The sequence below is a fragment of the Carbonicoccus niuqiaonis genome, from assembly GCF_050157065.1.
GTDB lineage: Bacteria > Actinomycetota > Actinomycetes > Propionibacteriales > Propionibacteriaceae > Avipropionibacterium.
Genome location: NZ_CP189573.1, coordinates 718,301 through 744,078 on the forward strand (window position 1 = coordinate 718,301; position 25,778 = coordinate 744,078).

A 25,778-nucleotide genomic window follows, 5' to 3' on the forward strand; every position below is an offset into this window, starting at 1 on the left:
CGGGTCAGCCGAAGCGGCCGGTGATGTAGTCCTCGGTCGACTTCTCCGACGGGTTGGAGAAGATCGTGTCGGTGTCGTCGTACTCGATGAGCTTGCCCGGCTTGCCGGTGCCGGCGATGTTGAAGAACGCCGTCCGGTCCGAGACCCGCGAGGCCTGCTGCATGTTGTGGGTCACGATCACGATCGTGTACTTCTCGCGGAGCTCGGCGATCAGGTCCTCCACGGCCAGCGTGGAGATCGGGTCGAGGGCGGAGCACGGCTCGTCCATCAGGATCACCTCGGGCTGCACCGCGATGGTGCGGGCGATGCAGAGCCGCTGCTGCTGACCACCCGACAGCCCCGATCCGGGACGGTCGAGCCGGTCCTTGACCTCGTTCCACAGGTTCGCGCCGAGCAGCGACTGTTCGGCGACCTCGTCGGCCTTCGCCTTCGACAGTCGGATGCCGTTCAGCCGGAACCCGGCGAGCACGTTGTCGCGGATCGACATCGTGGGGAACGGGTTGGGCCGCTGGAACACCATGCCGACGCGGGCTCGCACCCGGACCGGGTCGATGCCGGGGGCGTAGATGTCCTCGTCGTCCAACAGCAGTTCACCCTTGACCGTCGCGTTCGGGAGCACCTCGTGCATCCGGTTCAGCGTCCGCAGGAAGGTGGTCTTGCCACAACCCGACGGACCGATGAACGCGGTGACGGTACGCGGTTCGATCCGGATGTTGACGTCCTCCACGGCCATGAAGTCGCCGTAGTAGACGTGGACGGACTTTGCTTCGATGCGCTTGGACATGGTGTGCGGTGACGTCCTTACTGTTGGTTGCCGGCGGTGGCTCGCTGGTGTGAGCCGCCTGGGGTGGGGCTCAGCGGCCCGAGGTCTTGGGGGCGAACGCCTTCGCGATCACCCGGGCGAGCAGGTTGAGCAGCATGACCAGGATGATCAGCACCAGCGCCGCACCCCAGGCACGCTCGAAGGACGGCCCGGGCGCCGACGGCGCGGTCGGGAAGAAGATCTGCCGGTAGATGAACACCGGCAGCGTCATCATCCAGTCCTTGAACAGATTGGCGTTGATGCCGACGGCGACACCGGCGGTGACCAGGATCGGCGCGGTCTCACCGATCACGCGGGCGATCGCGAGCGTGACACCGGACGCGATGCCGGAGATGGCGGTCGGGATGACCACCTTCATGATGGTGCGCCACTTGCGGACGCCGAGGGCGTACGAGGCCTCCCGCAACTCGTTGGGCACGACCCGCAACATCTCCACCGTCGACCGGACGACCACCGGGATCATCAGCACCGACAGGGCGACCGCGGCGGTGAAGCCCATCAGGTTGTCCTGCGGGCCGACGAGTTGCAGCAGCAGGGCCGCACCGAACAGGCCGGCGACGATCGAGGGGATGCCGGTCATCACGTCGACGAAGAAGGTGATCGCCCGGGACAGCAGGCCGCCCTGGCTGTACTCGACCAGGTAGATCGAGGTGAGCAGCCCGATCGGCACCGAGATGACCGTGGCGGCCAGCGTGATCAGCACCGAGCCGAGCAGCGCGTGGGCGATGCCGCCGAGGACGGGGCCCTTGCCGGCGGCCGCATCCTGGTCGGTGAGCCCGGTGGCGTACGTCATCGAATTGTTCAGGAAGCCGGGGTCGAGCAGACCCGGCAGGCCGGTCGACAGCACGGTCCAGCTCACCCACAGCAGCGGTACGACCGCGATCGCGAAGGCGGAGTAGATCAGCGCGGTCCAGAACTTGTCGCGCGCCTGTTCGCCACCTTCGACCAGCCAGGCCGCTGCTGCGTAGATGGGAAGGAACAGCACCCAGGCGACGACCAGCCACGGCACGATCGAGAATCCGGTGAGGAGGAGCACGGGCAGGCTCAGCACCAACGCGGCGACGGCGATCACGGCGGGCACGAACGAGGGGAGCCGCTTGCCTCGGAGCGAGGTCACGACCGGGCGGACGATGGGTGCCTCCGGGCCGCCGGGCTCTTCGGTGACGGTGTCGGTGCTCATCAGTTCGCTCCCGAGAACTCGGCGGACTTGGAGATGATCACGCGGGCCAACATGTTGACCAGCATGGTGATCACGAAGAGCACCAGGCCGGCGCCGATCAGCAGCTGCCGGTTGATGCCGAACGCTTCGGGGAAGTGCAGTGCGATCTCGGCGGGGATGGTCGAGTTGCCCGGGGCGAGCAGGTTCGCCGTCAGCGGCCCCTGCGACAGCACCAGGGTGACCGCCATGGTCTCGCCGAGGGCACGGCCGAGGCCCAACATGACCGCCGACACGATGCCGGCCCGGGCGAACGGGAACACGGCCGCGCGGATCATCCGCCAGCGGGTCGCGCCGAGGGCCAGCGCGGCCTCCTCGTGCAGCTTCGGGGTCTGGATGAACAGCTCGCGACACAGCGAGGTGATGATCGGCAGGATCATCACCGCCAGCACCAGGCTCGCGGTGAGCAGGGTACGACCGGCGGCGGAGTAGTCCGGGCCGAACAGGTTGCCGATGATCGGGATCCAGTTGAGGTTCTCGGCCATCCAGGCGTACGCCGGCACCAGTGCGGGGCCGAAGAAGGTGGAGCCCCAGGCGCCGTAGACCACCGACGGGATGGCGGCGAGCAGGTCGATCACGTAGCCGAGTGGCTGGGCGATCCGCCGGGGCGCGAAGTGGGAGATGAACAGGGCGACGCCGATCGCCACCGGGGTGGCCACCACCAGCGCGATCGCCGAGGCGACCAGGGTGCCGATGATCAGCGGGAAGACGTAGCCGAAGAAGCCGGTGTCGCGACCGAGCTCCTCAGGCGTGGCGACGATCGCGGGGGCCGCGTCGCGGACCAGGAAGATCGCGACCCCGGCCAGCACGACCAGGATGACGATGCCGGCGGTGAGGGTGATGCCGGCGAAGAGCTTGTCGCCGAAGCGGCCGCCGCTGCTGCCGCTGCCGACGAGGGCGGTGACGTCGGAGGCTTCGGCCTCCGGGTCGGTCGTGCTGGTGGACTGCGACACGCGGCTCTCCCGTGATGTGGTCTGGCTCATGTGACTGGCCTTCTGTTCTGGTGAGTCAACAGTCGTGGCGGCCCGGGGGGAACGTCAAGCCGGTGCGGGGCTGACGCGGATGTGGCGGGCCCGGAATCGAGCCCGCCACAGCCGCTGTGGTCACCGTGGTGACCGGGTGGTGCGCCTGCCTCAGGCCGTGGTGATCGACTCCACGGCGGCGATGGCCTCCTCCGACAGGGCCGGGGACAGCGGGGCGCTGCCGGCGGCCTTCTCGGAAGCGGCCTGACCGGCCTCCGAGAACACGTACGAACCGAACGCCTTGACGCGGTTCACGGTCTCCTCGTCGGAGTAGGTGGTGCAGAAGATGTGGTACGACACCAGGACGATCGGGTAGGTGCCGGCCTCGGTGCTGGTGCGGTCCAGCTCGACGGCCATGTTGACCTCGGCGCCACCCTCGACCCGGTTCGCGGTCTCGACGGCCTTGGCCGCGGCAGCGGCCGAGTACGGCACGTACTCCTCGCCGACCTTCACCGCGACCGTGCCCAGCTCACCGACGGCCGACGCGTCGGCGTAGGTGATCGCACCTTCGGTCTGGCTGACCAGGCCGACGACACCGCCGGTGCCCTGGGCGTTTTCCGACGCGATCTCGGCCGGCCAGTCCTCGACGACGTCGTAGGTCCAGTTGGTCGGCGCGGCGGCGGTCAGGTAGTCGGTGAAGTTCTCGGTGGTGCCCGACGAGTCGGAGCGGTGCACCGTGGTGATGTTGAGGTCGGGGAGCTCCACGCCCTCGTTCTGCTCGGCGATCTTCGGGTCGTTCCACTTGGTGATCTTCTTGGCGAAGACGCCGGCGATGGTCTCGGCGTCCATCTTGATGTTCTCCGAGACGTCAGGCAGGTTGTACGCCACCGCGACCGGGGAGATGTAGGCCGGGACGTTGAACGCACCCTCCGGGCCACAGATCTCCTTCGAGGCCTCGTACTCCTCCTCGTCCAGCGACGCGTCGGAGCCGGCGAAGGTGTACTGCCCGGCCAGGAAGCCCTCACGACCCGAGCCGGAACCGACCGGGTTGTACTGGACCTGCATGTCGGGAGCAACCGAACGGAAGCCCTGGACCCAGGCGGTCATGGCCGCTTCCTGGGAGGAGGCGCCACCAGCGGTGAGCGTGCCCGAGACCGAGACCTGGGATTCGCCACCCCCGCCCGGCGTGCCTTCGCCGCCACCGCCGGCCGGCGGGGCATCGGACTGGCACGCGGCCAGGCTGATCGAGACCGTGATTGCGGCGAGGAAAGCGCCGACTCGACTGATCTTCACTAGGTGCCTTTCATGACTTTGGTGTTTGGGTTCCCCCTTGCCGTTGTGACGGTAAGGAGGACACGTGACCGTTCGGGCCTGTGAAGATGAACGTTCGGTTACAGGCTCAACTCGATACGGCGCGTTGCCACTCGACCGCGACGAGATTGCCCTCACGGTCCAGGTGCGCGACCGCCGCTTCGCCGGTGCGGAGCTTGCGCGGCGGGATGTCCAGCCCCTCCTGGGCCTGCGGGAGCCCGGGTCGGTGCCCGCACACCACGGTCGGCAGGCCGGCGGCGGTCCGTTCCCGGGCGTCGGCGACGAAGTCGGCGGCGGCCTCCGGGTCGGTCTCGAAGAGGTCCTCGGTGAGTTCCTGGTGGGCCTCGACGTCGACCCCGAGCGTCGCGGCGTAGGGCCGTACGGACTGCAGGCACCGCTCCCACGCCGACGAGGCGACGCGCTCGATGCCGTACGACCGGAGCAGGTCGACCACCCGCTCGGCCTGCCGCTCGCCGAACGGACTGAGCGGCCGGTCGGCGTCGGCGGCGGACCAGTCCTTGCGTGACACCGCCTTGCAGTGGCGCAACAGCACCAACGGGGTGGTCGGTGGCAGCGAAACGGCCTGGTCGAGCAGGGCGCGGTCGATGTCGTGGGTCAACCGGGTCCGGGCCGCGGCGACCGGAACCCACTCGACGGCGTCGACCTCCTCGTCGGGCGGTCGCGGCTCCTCGGCCACCACCGTCGCCACCCAGTGGTCGACGATCTTGGTGTCGCCGTCGGGGAGTCGGTAACGCATCCGGTCCAACGGCACGCCCAGCCGTACGGTGAGCCCGGTCTCCTCGGCCACCTCCCGGACGGCCGCCACGGCCGGCCACTCGTCGCGCTCGAGCTTGCCCTTGGGCAGCGTCCAGTCGTCGTAGCGCTCCCGATGGATGAGAGCCACGTCCTGCTCGCCGGCCCGCGCCTCGGGTGTGGTGCGCAGGACGACGGCCCCGGCCGCCCGGATCGGAGGCTTGGTGGTGCTCACGACGGTGACCCCGGTCGCTGTCTCAGTCGCCGGTGGTGGCCCGGGAACGGCGTCCGGAGCGTTCGGTCAGGAACTCCTGGATGTCGAGCAGCGGCGTGCCGTCGGCCTCGCGGGTGTGCTCGGTCCAGTCGCCGTTGCCGTCGAGCTGCCAGGTCGCGCTGCCGTCGTCGAAGGCGAGGTCGAACAGGGCACCGATCTGGGTGACGTGGCGGGGGTTGGTGATCGACACCATGGTCTCCACTCGCCGATCCAGGTTGCGGTGCATCATGTCGGCCGAGCCGATCCCCACGGCCGGGCTGCCACCGTTCTCGAACCAGAACAGTCGGGAGTGCTCCAGGAACCGCCCCAGCACCGATCGGACGCGGATCGTCTCGCTCATCCCCGGGACGCCGGGCCGCAGCGTGCAGATGCCGCGGATCCACAGGTCCACCGGCACCCCGGCCGTCGACGCGTCGTACAACGCGTCGGTGACCTGTTCGTCGACCAAGGAGTTGACCTTGATCCGGATCCGGGCCGGCCGACCCGCGCGATGGTGCTCGATCTCGGCGCCGATCCGTTCGATCAGCCCGTCGCGGATGCCGTGCGGGGACACCAGCAACCGTCGGTACGAGGTCTCCCCGGTCATCCCGGACAGCCGGTTGAACAGGCGGGCCACGTCCTCGGTGACGATCGGGTTGGCGGTCAGCAGGCCCATGTCCTCGTACTGCCTGGCCGTCTTGGGGTGGTAGTTGCCGGTGCCGATGTGGGCGTAGCGGCGCAGGTTGTCGGACTCGTCGCGTACGACCAGTGACAACTTGCAGTGCGTCTTCAGTCCGACGATGCCGTACACCACGTGACAGCCGGCCTGTTCGAGCTTGCGGGCCCACGCGATGTTGGCCTGCTCGTCGAAGCGGGCCTTGATCTCCACCAGCACCAGCACCTGCTTGCCGGCCTCGGCGGCGTCGATCAGTGCGTCCACGATCGGGGAGTCGCCCGACGTCCGGTACAGCGTCTGCTTGATCGCGAGCACGTGCGGATCGGCGGCCGCCTGCTCGACGAACCGTTGCACGCTGGTGGCGAACGAGTCGTACGGATGGTGCAACAGCACGTCCCGCTGCCGCATCGCGGCGAACAGGTCGGCCGGTTGGGCGGTCTCCACCTCGGCCAGGTCGGGATGGGTGCCGGGCAGGAAGGTCGCGTACTTCAGCTCGGCCCGGTCGAGATCGGCGACCGAGAACAGCCCGCGCAGGTCGAGCGGTCCGGGCAGCCGGAACACCTCCCGGGTGGAGATGTCGAGTTCGGAGACCAACAGCTCCAGCATGTGCTCGTCGATGTCGTCCTCGACCTCGAGCCGCACCGGCGGCCGACCCACCTTGCGGCGCAGCAACTCCTTCTCGAGGGCGAACAGCAGGTTCTCCGCGTCGTCCTCCTCGACCTCGAGGTCCTCATTGCGGGTGACCCGGAAGAAGTGGTGACTGATCACCTGCATCCCGGAGAACACCTGGTCGAGGTGGTGGGCGATCACGTCCTCCAGGGCCACGAACCGGCCCTCCGACAGCGGCAGGAACCGTGACAGCACGGTCGGCACCTTCACCCGGGCGAACTGGCGGGCCCCGGTCTGCGGGTTGCGCACGAGCACCGCCAGGTTGATCGACAGGCCGGAGATGTAGGGGAACGGGTGGGACGGGTCGACCGCGAGCGGGGTCAGCACCGGGAAGATCCGCTCCACGAACAGCTGCCGCATCCGGGCCTTCTCGGCATCGGTCAGGTCGTCGAACCGCAACAACTCGATGCCCTCGGCCGCCAGTGCCGGCCGGATCTCGTCGGAGAACAGCCGGGCGTGCTCGGTCGCGAGTTCGCGGGTGCGTTCCAAGATGGCCTCGTGGACCTCCCGCGGCATCCGACCCGTCGGCCCCGGGATCGCAACCCCGGCAGAGATCCGGCGCTTCAGGCCGGCCACCCGGACCATGTAGAACTCGTCCAGGTTGGAGGCGAAGATCGCCAGGAACTTCGCCCGCTCCAGCAAGGGGACGCGGGCCGCGTCGCGGGCCAGGTCGAGCACCCGGTCGTTGAAGTTGAGCCAACTGAGCTCGCGGTCGAGGTACTTGCCGGTCGGCGCGATCCGCGCCCCGGTCTCGGCCACGGCACTGGTGGTGGATGACTGCTGGGTCACTGGCTCAACTCCCGTTCTGCTGGCGTCCCGTCCTGCTCGGGTTCGGCGTAGGTCACGTCCCGGTTGGCCACGGTGAACCCGGCCCGTTCGTACAGCCGAAGGGCCCGGGTGTTGTCGCCCTCGACGTACAACTCGATGGTGGTCACGCCACGCCCGACCAGATGGCCCAGACCGGCGTCGAGCAGCACCCCGCCGAGGCCACCACCGGCGGCCTCGGGATCGACGCCCAGGACGTACACCTCGCCGACCTCCGGCGCGGCCGGGTCGATCTTGGTCCAGTGGAACCCGAGCACTCGGTCGGGTTCGGCCGGGTCGACCGCGAGCAGGAAGCCGGCGGGATCGAACCAGGGCTCGGCCATCCGCGCGGCCAGGTCGGCCGCGGTCGTCCGGCCCTGCTCGGGATGGTCGGCGAAGGACCGGGCGTTGACGGCCAGCCACGCCTCCTCGTCGCGCCCGGCCTCGAAGGCCCGGATCGCCACGGTGTCAGGGATCGGCCGCGGATCACCGAGGCCGGTGACGGGGCGCTCGAGCACCAACAACTCGCGGGTGATCACGTACCCCAGGCGGGCGGCGAGGCCCTGCGCTCCGGGCAGGTTGCCGAACGCCCACCAGTGGGCGGGACCGACGGCAGCGACGAGTCGGCTGCCCAGGCCGCGGCGGCGATGGGCCGGGTCGACGGCCAGTTGGGCGGTGGTCCCGTGCACGGTGGCGTACGCGATCAGCTCCCCGTCTGCGGTGTGGGCCACCACGTGCCGGACCGTGTCGCCGGGGCTCCCGTCGAGCGCGAGCCGGGCGTCCTCGTTCAACGGGGCCACACCGTCGGCCTCGGTGCACCGCGACAGCAGGGATCTGACCCCCGCGACCTGATCGGGGTCGAGGCGGTCGACGGAGGCCACGACGTCGGTCACGCAGCAACCTTAGTGCGGATCCGCTGCGCCTGCCGGAAACCGACGAGGGGCGGTCGGCCGGGCCGTCGGTGGGGTGCGGTGGCGGCAGTAGGGTGGCCAGCATGCGTGACGAGGAGTACCGGCCGGACCAGGTCGCCGAGTACGGGGTGAAGGCACAGCCCGCACTGGTGCAGCGAGCCCGTCGACACCTGCCGCAGGTGTACGTCGGACTGGGGCTGGCGGTCTGCTCGACGGCGGCCTCGGTGGCCATCTGGCTGACCTACCCGTCGTTCTCCGGTGAGACCGTGATCTGGCCGCTGGTCGCCGTGACCGCCACCGCGCTGATGCTGCTCATCTGTGCCTTCCAGGCCGGGGCCTGGCGGGCCGCACTCAAGGTGTGGTCGGGAGAGTCCGAGGCCCGGCTGGACACCGTGAAGCGGATCTCGTTCGTGGCGCACGTGGTGTCGTACGCGCTCGTCCTGGCCGGCATGTTCGCGCTGCTGTGGGTGTTGGCCGACGGCGGATTCGCGACCCCGTCCGGGGTGCTCGCGATGGTGGGTCTGGTGTCGCTGGTGGCGGCACAGGCCATCGGCGCGGTCCGGTTCCTCCGGCGCAGCGGCCCGTCCGGCACGATGCCGGCTCACATCCGGCGGCTGCGTGCCCTGGAGCGGCGGCGGCTCGCACCGCCGGACCCGCTCGACGAGCCGGACGCGGACGATCAGTCCGCCGAGCCCGATGAAGGTGCCGAGTCGGACGCCGGGGGCACCAACCGGTAGCCGACGTTGCGCACGGTCTGGATCAGCGACTCGTGCTCGGGTCCGAGTTTGGCCCGCAGGCGGCGGACGTGGACGTCGACGGTCCGCGTACCGCCGTAGTAGTCGTAGCCCCAGACGTCGCTCAGCAACTGTTGCCGGCTGAACACCCGCCCCGGGTGCTGGGCCAGGAACTTCAGCAGCTCGAACTCGGTGTAGGTGAGGTCGAGCGGATCGCCGTGCAGCCGTGCCGCGTACGCACCCTCATCGATCACCAGCCCGGCCGTGGTCACCACCTCACCGTCGCGACCGGCGGCGAGCAGGAGCCTGATCCGGGTCTGCAACTCGGCCGGGCCGACGGCGGTGGGCACGAAGTCGTCGAACCCCCAGGCCTCACTGAGCACCGGCAGGCCGTCCGGGGCGACCACCAGCAGCACCGGTACCGGGGCGGCAGCGGTCAGGTTGCGGCACAGGGCCCGGGCTGCGACCAGATCGCGGCGGGCGTCCAGCAGCCACAGGTCGGCGACCGGGGCACGCGACACGGCCGCCGCATCGGCGGGCACCACCCGGACGTGATGATCGAGCAGCCCCAGCGCAGGCAGTACGTCGGCCGAGGTCTCCGGGCCCGGGGTGAACAGCAGCAGGGTCGCCATGGGCGTACCTCCTGCCGAATCGGACCCCGGCGCTGGAGCGCGTGGGTGGTGGGGTGAGGATACTGGCATGGCGAGCGTGAGGATCCGCTACTGGGCGGCTGCGCGGGCCGCGGCCGGGGCCGCGGAGGAGACCGTCGAGGCGGACGACTGTGACGTGGCGCTGCGGGAGGCACTCGACGCCCACGACGACCCTGAGCTGACGCGGGTCGTGGCCAGCGCCTCGTTCCTGGTGGACGGAGTACGGCGGCGCCGCGACGAGCTCGTCGGGGTGGCCGCACCCGCGACGCTGGAGGTGCTGCCGCCCTTTGCCGGCGGATGACCGTTCGGCTACCGGCAGGTAACGATAGAAGTCGTGGTTGGGACTCTCGTCGGTCGGCCCACTAGAGTTGCCGGTGCCATGACCGATCCCGATCCCCAGTCTCGCCGTGGGCTCGTGGGTGCAGCCGCCGTGCCCGCCGGCCGGCCGAGTGCTGCCCGGGTGGCGCCGGAGGACGACCTGGCGGTCGTTCGGGCGCGGACCCAGCGGGAGATCGACGACGAGATCGCGTCGCTGGGGGAGGTCCCGTTCTTCTCCTTCTCCGCGTCCGACGACACCGCGGCCTCGGAGGAGGCCGACGCGGGCCCCGCTGCCGAGTCGGCACCGACCGACCTCCGGGAGGCCGCCGTGCCGGCCGGAGCTGACGAGCCCGGCGACGGTGATCCGTTCGGCTGGCTGTTCCGGGCCGACGTACGTCCCACCGCCCCCGCGCCGGTGACCGGCCACCGGCCCACGGCGTCGGTGTCGGGCCCGACCGACCGTCCGGTGGCCCATTCGATGGACAGTGGCGAACCGACCGAACCGTTCCGGCCCAGCTTTGCCGCCTCGCCGACCGAGGACACCGGGCCGATGCCCGCCGCCCTGTTCGCCCCCGCTGCTCCGGTCCGCCCGGCTGCCCCGTTCGCCTCCGCCCCGGTCACGCCGGCCGGACCGCGTGCGGTCCCGGGAGCCAGGCCCGCGAAAGGGGCACCGCCTCGCTCACGTGGCCGTCGCGGTGCCGCTGCGGCCCTGGCGGTCTCGCTGTGCCTGGTGGTCGCTGCCGCCGGCGCCGTCTTCGGGGTCGGCGGCCTGGGTCAACTGCCGTGGGCGCACCTCGGCCAGAGCAGTGCGGTGAGCAGCCCGACACCGAGCTCACCGGCCGCCGTCCCCGGCCAGGTCTGGGACGGGGAGGTCGCCGCGATCGACGGGGTCGGGGTGACGGCCGGGTGCGTGGCCGAGCCGGCCCTGGACGCCGCCGGCAACACCGTCACCTACGGTCCCACCAACCTGCTCGACGACGACCCGAACACGGCCTGGCGGTGTGACGAGCAGACCGCCCCGTCGATCACGTTCACGATCCCGGAGGGTCACCAGGTCGCCGAGGTCGGACTGATCAACGGGTACGCGAAGGTGGATCCGCAGGACGGCAGCGACCGCTACCCCGAGTACCGTCGCGTGATGTTGGTGCGCTGGACCCTGCCGAACGGCAGCTCCGTCGAGCAGTTGCTCGAGGACGAGACCGCCACCATGCAACGGATCCGGATCCCCGTCACCGAAGGGCCGCTCACGCTCACCGTGTTGCGGGTCACCAATCCCGGGACGACGACGGCCGGCCGCGAAGCCGTGGTCATCTCCGACGTGGTGTTCGCCGCGCCGCGCTGATCACGAGTCGTGTCGATCATCAGTCGTGTTGATCATGAGTCGTGTTGATCACGTGCCGTGTTGATCATGAGTCGAGGATCAGGGTCACCGGACCGTCATTGACCAGGTCGACCTCCATCTGGGCTCCGAACACCCCGGTCGCCACCTCCGCGCCGCGGCTGCGCAGTGCATCGACGAAGGCCGCAACCAACGGCTCGCTGACCTCGCGGGGAGCTGCCGCCTGCCAGGACGGACGGCGACCCTTGCGCGTGTTGGCGTACAGCGTGAACTGGCTGACTACCAGCACCGGGGCACCGGTGGTGGCCGCGGACCGTTCGTCGTCGAGGATCCGCAGCTGCCACAGCTTCTCGGCCAACCCGTCGGCGTCGGCGGCGGTGTCGTCGTGGGTCACCCCCACCAACGCCACCAGGCCGGGACGGTCGATCCGGCCCACCACCTCACCGTCGACCCGGACCTCGGCACGTCGTGCCCGCTGCACCACCACTCGCACGCGCCCACGGTAGGCGGTTCCGCTGGCTGCTCCCACTACACTCGCCGGGTGGAGTGGATTCCCGTGGGTGTCTTGGTCGCGGCCACCGTGGCCGTGGGCCTCGCTGCAGCAGCGTGGCTCGTCCAGCTGTGGCGGCACCCACGACGTGACGACGAAGGGGACTAGGTGTTCGAGATTCCGGAAGGCCTCGACGAGAAGCTGTTCGGACTGGCGTGGATGATCGGGCGCTGGGAGGGCGTCGGCAAGAGTGTCTGGCCGGGTGAGGATGAGCTCGAGTTCGGGCAGCAGCTCGACATCGCGCAGAACGGCGGCAACTACCTGCACTTCCTGTCCCAGACGTTCCGGATGAACGGCGAAGGCGTCGCGACCGAACCGCTCAGCATGGAGACCGGCTTCTGGCGGCCGCAGGCCGACGGCGCGATCGAGGTCGTGATGTGCCATCCCGAGGGCATCGCCGAGATCTGGTACGGCAAGATCACCGGCGCCAAGGTGGAGCTGACCACCGACGCGGTCGCCCGTACCGCCACGGCCCAGGAGTACACCGCCGGCCAGCGGCTGTACGGCAACGTGGAGGGCGACCTGCTGTGGACCTTCGACAAGGCACAGGGTGACCAGCCGCTGCAGACGCACCAGTGGGCCCGACTGGCCCGCACCGGCAACTGACACCGGGCTCGATCGATGGCGACCTCTCGTGCGCCGAAGCCGTTCCGCGTCGAACCGCAACTCGACGCCCTGACGTCGACCGGCGACGTCGCGCTCGCCGACGACGCCCTGTTGTCCGGACTGGCCGTCACCGAGGTCGACCTGGCCGATTCGGTGGCCGAGCTGGTCGATGTCGAGGGTTGCCGGTGGACCGGTGCCAGCTGGTCGGGGAGTGAGCTGCGCAAGTTGTCGGTGTCGCAGTCCGAGTTCGTCACCTGCGACCTGGCGTTGGTGCAGGCTGCGGAGTCCAGCTGGACCAGTACGCGGATCACCGAATCCCGGATGAGCGGGGTGCAGCTCGCCGCCGCCACGTTGCGGCTCGTCGAGCTCGACACCGTCCTGGCGGAGTCCTCGAGCTGGCGGTTCGCCACCTTGACCAGGGTGCGGTTCACCGGCTGCCGGTTGGCCCGGGCCGACTTCACCGGTGCCACGTTCGCCGAGGTCGAGTTCGTCGACTGTGACCTGAGTGGGGTCGAGTTCGCGCAGGCGAACGTCCGACAGGCCCGCTTCACCGACTGCCGCTTCGACGGCGTCACCGGCATCGCCAACCTGCGCGGTGCCACGATCAGCCACACCGACCCGATGGACCGGCTGGCCCTGGTCGGGCCGCTCGCCGAAGGATTGGGCATCACCCTCGGCTGAGGGGCGCCGGTCAGAGGCGGGCCTTCACGTGGAGCCCGATCTCCGGGTCCACCAGCACTTCCTGACCGGCGGCGATCTCACCACTGAGCAGGGTGTCGGTCACCGGCACGTTGCGCTTCACCAGGCCGAGGGCGATCGGCCCGAGCTCGTGGTGCCGGGCGGATGAACCGACCACGCCGATCGGCCGACCGGTGGGGTCGCCCACGGTCAGCGGGGCGCCGACCTCGGGCAACTGCTCCACCGACCCGTCGAGGTGCAACAGCACCAGGCGACGCGGCGGGCGGCCCAGGTTGTGCACTCGGGCGACGGTCTCCTGGCCGCGGTAGCAGCCCTTGTCGAGGTGTACCGCCCCGTCCAGGAATCCGGCCTCGTTGGGCAGGGTGCGGGCGTCGGTGTCCACACCGACCCGGGCCACCCCGGCAGCGATCCGCAACGCCTCGTACGCCCACGTCCCGGCGGGCGGTTCGGTCAGTGCTTCCGGCACCGCCGATCGCGGCACGATCACCTCCTGCCCACCCAACAGGTCCGGCAGCGGTGCGGCAGCCGATGCCGTACGGACCACGGCGCCGGTTGGTGGGTCGTCACCGACCGGCGCCGGACCCGGCCGCCACACCAGGCCGTACTCGTCGGAGCGGTCGGTCACCTCCACCCGCATCATGAACCGCATCGAGTCGAGGAACTGCACCAACTCGGCGGCCCGGCCCGGCTCGGTGTGCAGCCAGAACGTCTCACCGTCGTCGACCCCGTACATCACGTGTTCGACGTGGCCGTGGGGTGACAGCAGCAGCGCCGTGGTTGCCACCCCCGGCGCCAACTGTTCGAGGTGTTGGGTGCTGAGGGAGTGGAGCCAGCCGAGCCGATCAGGCCCGGTGACGGTGATCACCGGACGGTGCGACCGGTCGACGCTGCCGCGGCCCTGCGCGAGTTCGCGTTGCTCGACCATCGGACTGCCGTAGTGCCACGGGGCACCCAGGTCGGGGCCGTGCTCGTTGAGCACCGGACTGCTGCCAGAAGTGTTGTCACGCACGTATCGAGCCTACGTCGCCGTGCCTGACCCGGGCAGATCGGTTCGGCCCGCCCGTGGTCGTACCCGGGCGACCGTTGGGGCAGGCTGGCAGCCCGGCTCACCGCGTGTTCGTTCGGTGAGCCGGGCTCAAGGGGTACGGCCGCCCGGGCCCGCCTGCTTGGCCTGGGCCCGGCGGTCACTGGTCGTGCCCGGTGACACCTGGTCGTGCCGGGTCATTCGGGCGTGGCGGTGTTCCACACGGCCTGGGCAAAGCTGGTGGTGCCGAGTGGGTGTGTGCCGTTGTGGTCGACCAGGTAGATGTGGCCGTGGGGTGCCCGGAACAACAGTGTGCCGGGCTCGGGTTGTCGACGCGACCAGTCACCGTGGGTCACCAGTCGGTGCTCCAGCCGGGACAGTGGCGCCAGGTTGGCGATCCGGGTCTGCCCGGGACCGCAACCGGCTCGGTAGGGGATGGTGTGGTCGAGGTCGAGCTTGCCGCGGCTGGCGGCGAAGGGGAAGCTGCTGACGGGTTGCCGGAGCCGGACGTGGTCGCGCATTGCTTGGGGGATCTCGTACGCGTCGACCGGGGTGAGCCCGGCGGGGAGGTCGATGACGGGTCGGAGCAGGATGGTGCAGTCACCCAACCATGCGCGCACGGTGTCGGCTGCCTGGGGTCCGAGCCCGTCGGTGCGGGCGACTCCGGTGCCGGTGCGGACGGTCTGTTCGGCCAGGTGGAGGTTCAGCAGGACGCGGGGTCGGAGTTTGGCCGGGTCGAGCCGTCGCACGGCGGCGATGATCTCGGCCTCGGTCAACGGCCGACCCGGGGTGCCCGGTCCGTCGGGGTCGAGGTCGGGTTCGGGTGGCCCGGGGTCGTCGAGCAGGCCGGGCTCGGGCGCATCGATGCCATCGGCCAAGTCGGGCCCGGCAAGGCTGCCCGTGGGACCGCGGTCGCCGGCGGCACCAGGTCCGTGCGGGCTGGCGCTGGGCCGGGCGTCGTCGTCTGGCCGGGTCCTGCCCGCAGTCCCTGTGTGGTCGTTGGATGTGCCGTCGGTCGTTCCCGCCGTCCCGCTCGCCGTGGCATCGCCGCCAGCACCGGCGTCGGTCCCGGCTGCTTCGTCGGCGCTGGCTTCGCCTTCCGTGTTCGGGGTGGGTGCGGTGAGGAGTTGGATGGCTCTCGCGGGATGCGCAAGCAGGCCCAATGCGGTCGCACGGCGGTTGTCCTTGCTCGACTCGTCACCCTGAGCGGCGAGGAGGTCGGCGAGTCGGTCGATGATCGCGTCGAGCCAGATCCCCGCGGCAGCATCGACCCGGGCGTAGACGGTGGTGAGGCCGTGGTCGTCGGACTGGCCGACATGGACCTTCTTGTCGGCCTTCCCGACCAGGTCGGCGAGCTGGGCGGCGAGGTCGGGGTTCGCTTCGATGATCGCCGCATCCACCAACGCTTGGAGCCGTCCCCACGGGAGCCGACCGAGCAGGTCGGCGACCGCGGCGTCCACGTATCCGGCTTCGTGCTTGGTCAGGTGGCGGGTGGCCTGGGCGATCCGGCGGGCCTGCCACGCCTCGATCTCCGTCTCACAGATCCGCCGCCACAGCCGCGGCAACCGGTGCCGCAGGTCGAGCGCGTCCCCGATCAGCCGGGCCCCGGCCCAACTCGAGGAGTGCACCAATGCCGCGAGCTCCGCGGCGGCGAACTCCGCCACCAGCGGGGTGCCGTCCCCACCCAGCCGTACGGCCCGCTCCGCCCCCGGCCCCACGCCCGCCGCCGTCGTGGTGGGGAGGGTTTCGCCGGGATGGAGGTCAGCCCAATCGGTCGCACTGATCAGCTCGTTGCACTGCGTCGCCATCCGCAGCCGACGGCCGCCGGTCAGCTGACTGACCACCAGTTCCGGGGTCAACGGTGGCAGCCGGGGCGGTGGTTCGTCGTCGGGCACGTCGTCCCACGGGTCCGCCGCATCGAACGGCGCACCACCCTCAGGACCCGAGTAATGCATCACGTGTTCGATACTAGACCTCGCTCACGACAAGAATCGACGGAACGCTCACAGCACCCGCCGGAGACCCACGGTCGACAGCGTTCAGCCCGCCGATCTGCCTCCCGCAACGCGACAGACCAACACCGTCGAAGTGATGGGATCCGTGCGGCGCGCTGTCGAAACACGGCGCCGGTGATCGTGGAGAAGGTGAAAGCCACCCGCGGGGGTGGCCCGAGCGAGGGAGCACACCCATGAGCACCACCTTGACCGTCGACTTCTTCTGCAGCCTCGATGGCCGCGGCTCCGCGAGGGGCTGGCCGGGCTACGGGGCAAGGAAGGCCCGGAGATCCGTGAGGACCGGGTGCGTACCTTCGCGCAGCAGCAGGTGCTCATCTTCGGCGCGACGACGTTCAGGGAGTTCCGTACGTACGTCAAGGAGTACGACGAGCCGTACTACCAGAGCCTGAACGAACTGCCGAAGATCGTGTTCTCGAGCACGCTCGACCCGGAGAATCCGGGCTGGGAGAACTCGACGGTCCTCCATGAGGATGCGGTGACCGCGGTCGAGCGACTCAAGCGCACCACCGACGTACCGATGCGCTCCCACGGCAGCATCACGCTGAACCGCGCACTGCTGGCTGCCGGACTCGTCGACCGGCTCGAGGTCATGGTGTTCCCCGCGATCACCGGCCGCGCCGGCTACGCCGCGCTGTTCGACGACGGGGCGGAGTTCGACCTGGACCTCATCGACACCACGGTGCTGGACGGACGGACGGTGAAGCTCACCTACGCGCCGCACGTCCACGGCGAGATCCCCGAGGGCGCAGGTCCTCGGCGTCGATAGGTCGGCGACTAGGGTTGGTTCGGTGAGCAGTGATCCGGTGATCGTGGAAGTCGTCAGGGCAGGGTTCGTCGAGAGCGTGCATCGTGCCCGCGTGGTCGTGGTCGGCCCCGACGCCACGGTGCAGTACGAAGCCGGTGCGGTCGGGAGGCGGATGTACCCCCGCTCGGCCAACAAGCCGATGCAGGTGGTCGGGATGCTCGGCCTCGGACTGGACGTCACCGGTGACCTGCTGGCGCTGTCGGGTGCCTCGCACGCCGGAGAGGCGATCCACGTCGACGGCGTACGCCGGATGCTCGAGGCCGCCGGACTCGACGAGTCGGCCCTGCAGAACACCCCCGACATGCCGATGGACGCGGCGGCTGCCGCCGCCTGGGCAGCTGCGGGCCACGGGCCGTCGTCGTTGACCCAGAACTGTTCGGGCAAGCACGCCGCCATGCTGACCACCGCGGTCCGCGCCGGACTCGACATCGCCACCTACCGGGACCCGCAGCACCCCGTCCAGGTCGCCTGTCGGGAAGCGATCGGGGAGTTGTCGGGGGAGGTGCCCCAGGACGTGGCCGTCGACGGCTGCGGGGCACCGCTGTGGTCGCTCACGCTGGCCGGGATGGCGCGCGCGTTCGGCCGGCTGGCCGCTGCCGCGGATGGGCCGGCCAAGGCCGTCGCCGACGCGTACCAGGCCCATCCGGAGATGGTGTCGGGTACGCGACACCGCGAGCGCGAACTGCACGCGGCCATTCCCGGGTTGGTGTGCAAGGGCGGTGCCGAGGCCTGTCAGGGCATCGGCCTGCCCGACGGCACCGGAATTGCGATCAAGATCGCCGACGGCGGTGCCCGCGCCATCCCGGCGATCGCGGCAGCGGTGCTGCAACGCCTGGGGCACGAGCACCCGACGCTGACCGAGCACCGTCGGATGCCGGTGCTCGGTCACGGCGACCGCGTCGGCGAGATCCGGCTGGCCGAGCTTCCCTGATGCGTACGGACGTCTCAACGGGCGCACGGGTGAACTCGACGAGCACACGGGTGAATGCGTCCGGGTGGCCGAACGTCCACTAGGCTCAGCGAATGTGACGTGGTCTGACTTCGATGCAGTGCTGTTCGACCTCGACGGCGTGCTGACGCCAACCGCCGAGGTCCACCGACGGGCGTGGGCGCAGTTGTTCACCGACTTCCTGGCGCAGCGCGGTGACGCCACGCCGTACACCGAGGCCGACTACTACGACCACATCGACGGTCGGCCCCGGTACGAGGGGGTACGCACCTTCCTCGCCTCGCGTGACATCACGTTGCCGGAGGGGACCCCGGCCGACCATCCCAGCGAGCAGACCGTCTGCGGGCTCGGCAACCGCAAGAATGACTTCTTCAACGAGGTGTTGCGCACCGAGGGCATCGACGCGTTCCCGGGGTCGGTCCGGCTGCTCGACGCGCTGGCCGACACCGATGTGGCGGTCGCGGTGGTCTCGTCGTCGCGCAACGCCCGCGCCGTACTGACCGCCGCCGGGCTGATCGACCGCTTCGAGGTGATCATCGACGGGGAGGTCGCCGATGCCGAGGGGATCGCCGGCAAACCGGAGCCTGACACCTTCGTCGTCGCCGCCGAACGGGTCGGCGCGGCCGTCGACCGCTGTGTGGTGGTCGAGGACGCGGTGTCGGGCGTGCGGGCCGGTCGGGCGGGCAACTTCGGCCTGGTGGTCGGGGTGGACCGCGGCGCCGGGCAGCAGGCCCTCACCGAGGCCGGCGCGGACCGGGTGGTCGACGACCTCGACCGACTGATCGAACTGTGACCGGGGAGGGTTCGCAGGTGGGTACCCACAGCACGTCGTCGGGGGAGGGCTTCGGCCAGGCCGCCGCACCGGCCGAGCACGTCAACCGGGCCGACCCGATCGACCGGACCAGGTTCCCGATCCGCGAGTGGTCGTGGACCGAGGCGTTCCCCAGCCGGGAGGCGATGGGCAGCACCGAGACCTGCTTCTCGGTCGGCAACGGCTACCTCGGCATGCGCGGTACGCCGGAGGAGGGCCGCGAGACCCACAGTCACGGCACCTTCATCAACGGCTTCCACGAGACCTGGCCGATCTACCACGCCGAGGAGGCGTACGGCTTCGCGCGGACCGGGCAGACCATCGTCAACGTGCCCGACACCAAGGTGATCAAGCTGTACGTCGACGACGAGCCGCTGCTGATCGCCGAGGCCGACCTGGAGAGCTACGAGCGGTCGCTGGACTTCGACACCGGGGTGCTGCGACGCGATCTGGTCTGGCGGACGCCGTCGGGCAAGCGGGTGGAGGTGCGGACCCGTCGGATGGTGTCGTTCACCCAGCGCCACGTCGCGATGCTGACCATGGAGGTGACCGTGCTCGACGCCGCGGCGCCGGTGGTGATCTCCTCCCAGGTGCTGAACCGGCAGGACGGCACCGACGAGTACCACGTGAAGGCCGACGCGATGGGCGAGGGGCGTGACCCCCGCAAGGCCGGTCAGTTCACCGAGCGAGTGCTGGAGCCGATCACGTCCACCGACGACGACGACCACCGGATCCTGATGGGCTACCGGTGCGCCAACTCGCGGATGACCCTCGGCGTCGGTGTCGACCACGTGATGGAGACCGACTGTGAGTACGAGGTGTTCGCCAACGCCGCCGCCGACTCGGCCAAGGTGGTCTACCGGATGGATGCGCAGCCGGGGCAGCGGATCTCGCTGACGAAGGTGGTCAGCTACCACACCTCCAAGGGGGTGCCGGCACGCGAGCTGATCGATCGCTGCGTCCGTACCCTCGATCGGGTTGCTGGGTTCGGGCAGGAACGCTACTTCGATCAGCAGCGGGAGTTCCTGGCCGACTTCTGGTCGCGGGCCGACGTCCAGGTGCCGGGCCACCCTGCGTTGCAGCAGGCGATCCGGTGGAACCTGTTCCAACTGGTGCAGGCCTCGGCGCGGGCCGAGCAGAGTGGCATCCCGGCCAAGGGGATGACCGGCAGTGGGTACGAGGGCCACTACTTCTGGGACACCGAGATCTATGTGATGCCGTTCCTGACCTACACCACGCCGGCGACCGCGCGGAACGCGTTGCGGTTCCGCTACCAGATGCTCGACGCCGCTCGGCAGCGCGCCGAGGAGCTCGCCCAGCGGGGTGCACTGTTCCCCTGGCGGACCATCAACGGCGAGGAGGCGAGTGCCTACTACGCAGCGGGCACCGCGCAGTACCACATCAACGCCGACATCGCGTTCGCGCTGACCCGGTACGCCCATGCCACCGGCGACGACGACTTCATGGAGCGCGAGGGGATCGACATTCTGGTCGAGACCGCACGGCTGTGGGAGGACCTCGGGTTCTGGCGGCACAACGGCCAACAGGTGTTCGAGATCCACGGGGTGACCGGCCCGGACGAGTACACCGCGGTGGTCGACAACAACCTGTTCACCAACGTGATGGCCCGCTACAACCTCAGCAAGGCGGCCGAGGTCGTCCGCCGGATGGAGCAGACCCGACCCGAGGCGTACGAGCGGATGGTCAAGCGGCTCGGCCTGACCGAGCAGGAGGTCGTCGAGTGGGACCGCGCCGCGATGGCGATGATGATCCCGTTCGACGAGGGATTCGGCATCCACCCCCAGGACGAGCACTTCCTCGACCACGAGGTGTGGGACCTGAGTCAGACGCCGTCGGCCAAGCGGCCGCTGCTGTTGCACTACCACCCGTTGGTGATCTACCGGTTCCAGGTGATCAAGCAGGCCGACGTGTGCATGGCGCTGTTCCTGCAGGGTGATCAGTTCACGCTGGAGGAGAAGCGGGCCGACTTCGAGTACTACGACCCGATCACCACCGGCGACTCCACGCTGTCGGCGGTGGTGCAGTCGATCATCGCCTCCGAGGTCGGGTACCACGAGATGGCGCTCGACTACTTCCACGACTCGTTGTTCGTCGACCTGGCCGACCTGCACCACAACGCGACCGACGGCGTCCACGTCGCCTCCACCGGTGGGGTCTGGGCGACGCTGGTGTACGGCTTCGGCGGCCTGCGCGACCACCACGGCACGATGAACTTCGACCCCCGGCTGCCCCAGAACTGGGAGGAGCTGCGGTTCTCGTTGCAGTTGCAGGGCAACCAGGTGGCGGTGACCCTGCGCCGTGACCTGATCACCTTCCACAACGAGGGCGAGGCCGCTGTCACCGTGTGGGTCCGGGAACGGGAGGTGGTCGTCGCCGGCGGCGCCGAGGTGAGCCACCCGCTCGAGGGCCAGGGCGAGGAACTCCCCGGCACCCTCGGGGCGACGCCGGTGATCAACGGCCGGAAGGCTGACGGCACCGTGCTGGGCAGCGGACACCCGACCGAATGAGGTCCGGTCACTCCAGCTCGGTCGGGTCCTTCAGGTAGGTCCGGCGGGCGTACAGCGCCCGGTTGATGAACCAGGTGATGGCCCACAGCACGACGCCCACGCCGAGCAGGATCAGCGCGATCACGTACTGGCTGACGTCACGCCACGGGCCCAGCAGGAAGGCGCAGCTCACGGCCCCCAGGACGGCCAGCACCGTCGGGGTCTTGAAGTGTGAGCGATCGACCTTGTCGCGCCGCAGCACCAGGCAGGCGACGTTGACGATGGTGAACACGGCCAGCAGCATCAGCGAGGTGGTGCCACCGAGGTTGGAGATCCGACTGACGAAGGTGATCAGCAGCACCGCCAGCACGGTGGTGAACAGGATCGCCACCCACGGCGTACGCCGACCGGGCAGGACCCGCTTGAGCACCCCCGGCAGCACCCGCTGGCGCGCCATGCCGTACAGCAGGCGGCTGGCCATCATCATGTTGATCAACGCCGAGTTGGCCACCGCCATCATCGAGATCAGCGGGAAGATCTGGTCGATCGGCAGGTCGGGTGCGCCGACCCGCACGACGGTGAGCAGCGGGGCCCCCTCACTGAGCTCGCCGGCCGGGACCAGCGCGATCGTGGAGATCGACACCAGCACGTAGATCAGGCCGGTGATGCCGATGCCCGACAGCATGATCTTGGGGAAGATCTTCTCGGGGTTCTTCGTCTCCTCGGCCATGTTGACCGAGTCCTCGAACCCGACCATGGCGAAGAACGCCAGCGCGGTCGCGGTGTTGACGGCGACGAAGATGCTCTTGTCCTCGGCGGTGTCGAACATCACGACCCGGGAGAAGTCGGCGCGGCCCTGGCTCATCGCGTACACGCCGACGAAGATCACCAGCACCAGGCCGCTCAACTCGACACAGGTCAACACGATGTTGGTGTAGACGCCCTCGGCGACACCGCGCAGGTTGATCACCGCGATCAGCAGGATGAACCCGATCGCCATCAGCGTGATCACCAGGTCGGGCGCCTCGTACGTCGTCCCGCCGAACCAGCCGACGATGACGTTGATCATGGCCTCGAAGTTGGCCGCGAAGGCGCGGGCCGCCGTGGAGGCCGAGGTGATGCCGGACGACATCACCACGAAGCACACCAAGAAGGTGAGGAAGTGCAGCCCGAACGCCTTGTGGGTGTACAGGGCCGCTCCGGCCGCCTGGGGGTACTTGGTGACGAGTTCGAGGTAGGAGCACGCGGTGAGCGTGGCGACCGCGAAGGCGATCAGGAACGGTAGCCAGACCGCGCCGCCGACCTCTTGGGCGACATTGCCGGTGACGGCATAGATGCCTGTGCCGAGGATGTCTCCCACGATGAACAGCAGCAGCAGTTTGGGTCCGATGACCCGCTTCAGCTCCGGCTGATCGTCCGTCGTCTCCTCGGTTTCGTGGAGTGATGCCGACACGTGGCCTCCAGTGGCTCCGGGACAGAGTGCTCCCCACACTGTCGCGCATGTCCACGCGGTCGGGCAAGCACCGAAGCCCTCGATCAGCCGGGAATCGTGATCTCCACGGGTCGGTGCTCGGTGGCCGAGGTGATGGCGAACTCGGTCATCGCGGTGGCGTACCAGCCGTCCCGGGCGTCGATCGGCGACGGGCCGCCGGCGGTGATCGCGGCGCAGAACGCCGCGTCCTCGACGTGCCACGGCACCTCCGGGCCGCGGAACACCTCGGGTTCGTGCCCGGTCCGGTGGAAGGTCAGCTCGGTGAGTCGACTGCTGCAGGTGGCCGACACACCGTCACCGACCAACTGGGCGAAGAACTTCGACGTCGCGGGCGGGGTGTCGGCGTCGCCGACGGTGAGCGTCGCGGACACGTCGTCGTCGAACCGGTAGACCGCCGACAGGTTGGTGGTGACCCGGGTGGAGTAGAACGGTCCGCCCACGGCGTACACCTCGCGCGGATCCTTGCCGACCAGGTGGCGGATCAGGTCGGTCCCGTGGCAGCCCTGGGCCGCCACGTTGCCGCCGCCGCTGGCGGGATCGTTGACCCAGCGGTCATCGGGCCAACGTCCGTCCAACACCTGGACGTGGACCGAGATCGGGTCGGGCACCAGCTCCCGGGCCTTGGTGATCATCTCGAAGAACCGCATCTTGTAGCCGGCCATCACCAACCGGTCCGCCGCATCGGCCGCGGCCATGATCGCCGCGCACTCCTCGGCGGTGCGGGCCAACGGCTTCTCCACGAACACGTGCTTGCCCGCCGACAGCGCCCGGATCGCCAGGTCGGCGTGGCTGTCGTTGGGGGTGGCGATCCAGATCGCAGCAAGCCGGTCGTCGGCGAGCAGCTGCTCCGGATCGGTGCTGCAGGCCGCCTCGGGGGCACTGGCGTCGCGCACCCGTTCCGCAGCCCCCGGGACCGGGTCGCACAGCGCCACCACCCGGGCGTCCGGCACCTGCGTCAGGGCGTCGGCGTGCACCTTGCCCAACCCGCCGCAGCCGATGATCCCGATGTCGATCATGGTTCCTCCGTCGGTCCATCTCGAGTGCGGGTGATCGTACGGGATCTGGCGACTGACCCTTGACGTGTCCATGACGGCGGGCCTAACCTCGCATTAGTTCGCACTTTATCCCTAATGAAGATGGTCCCCCAGTGCCGCGACCCCAGTCGGTCTGCCCATCTCGTCTGCAACGTGTTCCGTTACATCCCGCCGCGACGGCGCGGCCGACAGGAGAATTCCATGATCAACCCCAGGACCGGCCACCCGTTCTCCCGACGGACCCTGCTCGGCGGAGCTGCCGGGGCGGCAGGTGCCGCAGTGCTCGCCGGGTGCGGCCCGAACGGCGAGGGCACCGGAGCCGGCAACGGCTCCGGGAACGGCGGCGAGCCGAACACCTCGGGCGTCACGCTGCCCACGTACACCCAGATCGACGTGGCCGCCGACATCGAGTCGCCCAACGAGTACTGCATTCCCGGGTTCCTGCGGTATCCGGAGTCGCCGGTCTCGGTGGTGCCGGAGAAGCCCGGCGACGGGACGAAGACCGTCACCGCCTTCGGGCAGACGAGCATCAGCAAGTCGCCGCCGATGGAACAGAACCAGTGGTGGATGAACGTCAACGAGCAGACCGGCATCACCTTCGACATTTCGTGGGTGAAGGGGGCGGAGTTCCTGCCCAAGGTGCAGACCATGATCGCCGGCAACGACCTGCCCGACGTGATGTCGCTGCCGAAACTGCCCCGGCTGGGGCAGGTGCTGGAGGCCAAGTTCGAAGACATCACCGAGTACGTGTCCGGTGACGCGATCGCCGAGTACCCGGGGTTGGCCAACTTCGCCACGGCGGCCTGGGAGCAGACCGTGTTCGACGGGTCCATCCGTGGCATCTCCCGCCCCGTGGTGCCGATCAGTTCCCGGCTGCAGGCCCGGACCGACACCTTGGCCGAACTGGGCATCGAGCCGGTGTTCAGTGACGGTGAGGAGTTCTTGGCGCTGTGTCGGGAGATCACCGACCGGGAGGCCGGCCTCTTCGCGATGCGGCAGCCGACCGCGACGTTCTTCAAGGCGATGTTCTCGTTGCCGAACGAGTGGGAGCAGACCGATCAGGGGTTCCGGCACGAGATCGAGTCGCCGCGCTTCACCGAGTACCTCGAGTTCGTCACCAGCATGTGGGCCGAGGGGCTGTTCCACCCCGAGTCGTTCGTGAACGCCAACCGGATGCCCGAGTTCCAGAAGCCGTCGTTCCTGCTGTACGAGGTCGGCGGGGCCGGCTTCACCAAGGCCATGCCGCTCTACACTCCCGGCGCCCCCACCCTGACGGTGAAGCCGGTCGTGCCCCCGCTGGTCGACGGTGGTGGCAACGCGCCGACCCGCATCACCGGTGCCGGGGACTCGCTCTTCGCGCTCCGCAAGGGAATCGACCCCGACCACGCCAGGACCGTGCTGCGCATGCTGAACTACTTCGCGTCCCCCTTCGGCAGTGCGGAGTACCTCACCGTGCAGCACGGCAAGGAGGGCTACGACTTCAACATCGACAGTGACGGTCAGATCGTGTCGACCGAACACGCCCCGAACGAGATCTTCCCGATCACACTGTTCCCCGGGACACCCGCGTTCAACTACTCGGCCGGCTACCCCGAGGTCGTCGAGGCCGAGTGTGCCTACGAGGCCGAGGCGTCCAAGAGCGTGGTGCTGAACGCTGCCGACGGACTGTACTCGCCCACCGCGATCGACAAGGAGACCGGACTGTCGCGCAAGATCACCCAGGAGATCAGCGACATCATCCAGGGTCGCAAGCAGGTCAGCGAGTGGGCGAACGTGGTCAAGGAGTTCCTCGCCGACGGTGGCGACGACATCCGCGCGGAGTACGAAGAGGCTGCCGCCGCGAAGTAGGACAGCAACGGCTGGCGAA

At 69.5% G+C, this 25,778-nt stretch carries 23 protein-coding genes; 10 read left to right on the forward strand and 13 right to left on the reverse strand.

Annotated elements, in window-relative coordinates:
- Nucleotides 1–4: 4 nt before the first annotated feature.
- The 7 genes from pstB to mshD form a co-directional block, all read right to left on the reverse strand.
- Nucleotides 5–784 carry a phosphate ABC transporter ATP-binding protein PstB gene (gene pstB / locus ACQBAU_RS03230; RefSeq protein ID WP_465255212.1) on the reverse strand — a complete coding sequence of 260 codons (780 nt, stop codon included), beginning with the start codon at nt 782–784 and terminating at the stop codon, nt 5–7.
- 70 nt (nt 785–854) lie between these two features.
- Entirely contained in the window at nt 855–2,003 is a 1,149-nt protein-coding gene (gene pstA / locus ACQBAU_RS03235; RefSeq protein WP_434550251.1) for a phosphate ABC transporter permease PstA, read from the reverse strand.
- Nucleotides 2,003–2,992 (reverse strand): phosphate ABC transporter permease subunit PstC, encoded by a 990-nt coding sequence (pstC, locus tag ACQBAU_RS03240; protein ID WP_465255211.1) that lies wholly within the window; start codon nt 2,990–2,992, stop codon nt 2,003–2,005. The genes pstA and pstC overlap by 1 nt, the downstream gene beginning before the upstream one ends.
- 180 nt (nt 2,993–3,172) lie before the next feature.
- A complete protein-coding gene (locus ACQBAU_RS03245) occupies nt 3,173–4,294 on the reverse strand; it encodes a phosphate ABC transporter substrate-binding protein PstS (protein WP_465255210.1) in 1,122 nt (373 codons plus the stop codon).
- Between the two features lie 106 nt (nt 4,295–4,400).
- Nucleotides 4,401–5,300, reverse strand: coding sequence for an NUDIX hydrolase (locus ACQBAU_RS03250; RefSeq protein WP_465255209.1), 900 nt, complete (start codon nt 5,298–5,300; stop codon nt 4,401–4,403).
- A gap of 22 nt (nt 5,301–5,322) precedes the next feature.
- Nucleotides 5,323–7,452: an RNA degradosome polyphosphate kinase gene (locus tag ACQBAU_RS03255; RefSeq protein WP_465255208.1), complete on the reverse strand. Its 2,130-nt coding sequence runs from the start codon at nt 7,450–7,452 to the stop codon at nt 5,323–5,325.
- Nucleotides 7,449–8,360, reverse strand: coding sequence for a mycothiol synthase (mshD, locus tag ACQBAU_RS03260; RefSeq protein WP_465255207.1), 912 nt, complete (start codon nt 8,358–8,360; stop codon nt 7,449–7,451). Before mshD ends, ACQBAU_RS03255 begins: the two co-directional genes overlap by 4 nt.
- A 101-nt stretch (nt 8,361–8,461) precedes the next feature.
- Here mshD and ACQBAU_RS03265 point away from each other — a divergent pair, with 101 nt between their 5' ends.
- Nucleotides 8,462–9,115 carry a hypothetical protein gene (locus tag ACQBAU_RS03265; protein WP_465255206.1) on the forward strand — a complete coding sequence of 218 codons (654 nt, stop codon included), beginning with the start codon at nt 8,462–8,464 and terminating at the stop codon, nt 9,113–9,115.
- On the opposite strand, the gene ACQBAU_RS03270 is transcribed toward ACQBAU_RS03265, so the two are convergent.
- Nucleotides 9,058–9,744, reverse strand: coding sequence for a response regulator transcription factor (locus tag ACQBAU_RS03270; RefSeq protein WP_465255205.1), 687 nt, complete (start codon nt 9,742–9,744; stop codon nt 9,058–9,060). The two genes, ACQBAU_RS03265 and ACQBAU_RS03270, sit on opposite strands and share 58 nt — an antisense overlap.
- Before the next feature lie 67 nt (nt 9,745–9,811).
- On the opposite strand from ACQBAU_RS03270, the gene ACQBAU_RS03275 reads away from it, so the two are divergent.
- Nucleotides 9,812–10,063, forward strand: coding sequence for a MoaD/ThiS family protein (locus tag ACQBAU_RS03275; protein WP_465255204.1), 252 nt, complete (start codon nt 9,812–9,814; stop codon nt 10,061–10,063).
- 78 nt (nt 10,064–10,141) lie between these two features.
- Nucleotides 10,142–11,422, forward strand: coding sequence for an NADase-type glycan-binding domain-containing protein (locus ACQBAU_RS03280; RefSeq protein ID WP_465255203.1), 1,281 nt, complete (start codon nt 10,142–10,144; stop codon nt 11,420–11,422).
- Between the two features lie 64 nt (nt 11,423–11,486).
- Here the strand turns inward: ACQBAU_RS03280 and dtd are convergent, their stop codons facing one another.
- Entirely contained in the window at nt 11,487–11,912 is a 426-nt protein-coding gene (gene dtd, locus ACQBAU_RS03285; protein WP_465255202.1) for a D-aminoacyl-tRNA deacylase, read from the reverse strand.
- Nucleotides 11,913–12,128: 216 nt separating this feature from the next.
- Here dtd and ACQBAU_RS03290 point away from each other — a divergent pair, with 216 nt between their 5' ends.
- Both ACQBAU_RS03290 and ACQBAU_RS03295 read left to right on the forward strand, forming a co-directional pair.
- Nucleotides 12,129–12,575, forward strand: a complete 447-nt coding sequence (locus ACQBAU_RS03290; RefSeq protein ID WP_434550309.1) for a heme-binding beta-barrel domain-containing protein — start codon at nt 12,129–12,131, stop codon at nt 12,573–12,575.
- 15 nt (nt 12,576–12,590) lie between these two features.
- The gene (locus ACQBAU_RS03295) at nt 12,591–13,256 is read left to right on the forward strand and encodes a pentapeptide repeat-containing protein (protein WP_465255201.1); all 666 of its coding nucleotides are present in this window, start codon (nt 12,591–12,593) and stop codon (nt 13,254–13,256) included.
- Between the two features lie 10 nt (nt 13,257–13,266).
- Here ACQBAU_RS03295 and ygfZ read toward each other — a convergent pair whose 3' ends face one another.
- Together ygfZ and ACQBAU_RS03305 are read right to left on the reverse strand one after the other, a co-directional pair.
- On the reverse strand, nt 13,267–14,283 hold the full coding sequence (gene ygfZ, locus ACQBAU_RS03300) for a CAF17-like 4Fe-4S cluster assembly/insertion protein YgfZ (RefSeq protein WP_465255200.1): 1,017 nt from the start codon (nt 14,281–14,283) through the stop codon (nt 13,267–13,269).
- A 212-nt stretch (nt 14,284–14,495) separates the two neighbouring features.
- Nucleotides 14,496–16,253 carry a DUF222 domain-containing protein gene (locus ACQBAU_RS03305; protein ID WP_465255383.1) on the reverse strand — a complete coding sequence of 586 codons (1,758 nt, stop codon included), beginning with the start codon at nt 16,251–16,253 and terminating at the stop codon, nt 14,496–14,498.
- A gap of 343 nt (nt 16,254–16,596) precedes the next feature.
- Here ACQBAU_RS03305 and ACQBAU_RS03310 point away from each other — a divergent pair, with 343 nt between their 5' ends.
- The 4 genes from ACQBAU_RS03310 to ACQBAU_RS03325 all read left to right on the forward strand — a co-directional run bounded on the left by ACQBAU_RS03310 (nt 16,597) and on the right by ACQBAU_RS03325 (nt 21,406).
- The gene (locus tag ACQBAU_RS03310) at nt 16,597–17,079 is read left to right on the forward strand and encodes a dihydrofolate reductase family protein (protein ID WP_434550238.1); all 483 of its coding nucleotides are present in this window, start codon (nt 16,597–16,599) and stop codon (nt 17,077–17,079) included.
- A 22-nt stretch (nt 17,080–17,101) separates the two neighbouring features.
- Nucleotides 17,102–18,049 carry an asparaginase gene (locus ACQBAU_RS03315; protein ID WP_465255199.1) on the forward strand — a complete coding sequence of 316 codons (948 nt, stop codon included), beginning with the start codon at nt 17,102–17,104 and terminating at the stop codon, nt 18,047–18,049.
- 94 nt (nt 18,050–18,143) lie between these two features.
- Nucleotides 18,144–18,860, forward strand: a complete 717-nt coding sequence (locus ACQBAU_RS03320; protein ID WP_465255198.1) for an HAD family hydrolase — start codon at nt 18,144–18,146, stop codon at nt 18,858–18,860.
- Nucleotides 18,861–18,958: 98 nt separating this feature from the next.
- Nucleotides 18,959–21,406: a glycoside hydrolase family 65 protein gene (locus ACQBAU_RS03325; protein ID WP_465255382.1), complete on the forward strand. Its 2,448-nt coding sequence runs from the start codon at nt 18,959–18,961 to the stop codon at nt 21,404–21,406.
- A 7-nt stretch (nt 21,407–21,413) separates the two neighbouring features.
- Here ACQBAU_RS03325 and ACQBAU_RS03330 read toward each other — a convergent pair whose 3' ends face one another.
- Both ACQBAU_RS03330 and ACQBAU_RS03335 read right to left on the reverse strand, forming a co-directional pair.
- Entirely contained in the window at nt 21,414–22,838 is a 1,425-nt protein-coding gene (locus ACQBAU_RS03330) for an APC family permease (RefSeq protein ID WP_465255197.1), read from the reverse strand.
- Between the two features lie 83 nt (nt 22,839–22,921).
- Complete coding sequence (locus ACQBAU_RS03335) at nt 22,922–23,893, reverse strand: Gfo/Idh/MocA family protein (RefSeq protein WP_465255196.1); 972 nt, start codon at nt 23,891–23,893, stop codon at nt 22,922–22,924.
- 219 nt (nt 23,894–24,112) lie between these two features.
- Between ACQBAU_RS03335 and ACQBAU_RS03340 the strand changes: the two genes are divergently transcribed.
- On the forward strand, nt 24,113–25,759 hold the full coding sequence (locus ACQBAU_RS03340; RefSeq protein WP_465255195.1) for a type 2 periplasmic-binding domain-containing protein: 1,647 nt from the start codon (nt 24,113–24,115) through the stop codon (nt 25,757–25,759).
- The last annotated feature ends 19 nt before the right edge of the window (nt 25,760–25,778 follow it).